Origin of the sequence: Alkalicoccobacillus porphyridii (genome assembly GCF_007293315.1) — a bacterium.
Classification (GTDB): Bacteria; Bacillota; Bacilli; order Bacillales; family Bacillaceae_D; genus Alkalicoccobacillus; species Alkalicoccobacillus porphyridii.
On sequence record NZ_VLXZ01000044.1, the window covers coordinates 1 to 498 of the forward strand.

Sequence of the window (498 nt, forward strand, 5' to 3'; positions counted from 1 at the left end):
GCGCCGAGGCTTCGTCGGTAATAGTCGCGCCTTCATTTAGAGCGCGCGTCAGACAGTCATGTAACAGCTCACGAGGGAAAAATTGCGGCGTCAGCGCGTGCCATAAGCCGTTGCGATCAACGGTATGAGCAATGGCATTTTTGCCCGGTTCGGCACGTTTCATAGTATCGCGCACTGGTGCGGCGAGGATCCCCCCCGTGCGGCTGGTTTCGCTCAACGCCAACAATCGCGCGAGGTCATCCTGATGCAAACAAGGACGAGCGGCGTCATGCACCAATACCCACTGCGCGTCGCCAGCGGCTTTCAAACCTGTCAGCACGGAATCGGCACGCTCATCACCGCCATCTACAACGGTGATTTGCGGATGATTCGCCAGAGGAAGTTGTGCAAAACGGCTATCGCCAGGACTTATGGCAATGACGACACGTTTCACCCGGGGATGCGCCAGCAGCGCATGCACCGAGTGTTCAAGAATGGTTTGATTACCGATTGAGAGAT

The 498-nt window shown here is 56.6% G+C and carries 1 protein-coding gene; it reads right to left on the reverse strand.

Annotated features, from left to right (window positions below; genetic code table 11):
- Positions 1–498 (reverse strand): 2-C-methyl-D-erythritol 4-phosphate cytidylyltransferase (gene ispD, locus FN960_RS23435; RefSeq protein WP_143850760.1); only part of this gene is annotated, 498 nt, incomplete at both ends.